This window comes from Vibrio sp. 1288 (genome assembly GCF_033344475.1).
The window spans coordinates 1-557 of record NZ_JAWPOX010000960.1 but is presented as its reverse complement, the minus strand read 5'-3'; the positions used below and the strand labels follow the sequence as shown (position 1 = coordinate 557).

Here is a 557-nt window from a genome sequence, read left to right as displayed (position 1 = left end):
TTTAACCTCAATGTGTTAAGTCGAGTGCAGCCGACCGGACAACAAACCACTCGACCATATTTGGTTCAAGTGCTGCAGCGTTTGTTGGAAGAATCGGATGTAGAGCCGTATCAAGCGGAAGTGATTGCCGATTCCACTTGGGAATACATTGATTCAGACAGCACAGTACGTTCAACCACCGGCGTGGAAGACAGCACCTACGAATCGATGAAACCTTCGTATTTAGCGGCTAATGGTTGGATGGCAGACAAAACTGAACTGCGCGCGGTATATCAAGTGAGTGGTGAAATTTATCAAAAGATTGAGCCCTTGGTATGTGCGATCCCAAGTGATGATTGGCGTTTAAACGTCAACACGATAGAGGTGGAACAAGCGCCGATTTTAGTCGCTATGTTTTCACCGAACTTGAGCAGCAGCGATGCGGTTCAACTGATAGAAAAGCGTCCCTTCGATGGTTGGGACAGCGTAGATGAATTTCTAGCGGAGTCAGAATTAACTGGCTTGAGCGATGATGTAAAGAAAAACGCCAAAGGTTATTTAGGAGTGGATAGCTCCTT

At 46.3% G+C, this 557-nt stretch carries 1 protein-coding gene; it reads left to right on the top strand.

What is annotated here, in order from left to right; genetic code table 11:
* A partial coding sequence (gene gspK / locus R8O11_RS30335) for a type II secretion system minor pseudopilin GspK (RefSeq protein WP_318195277.1) occupies positions 1–557 on the top strand: 557 nt, incomplete at both ends.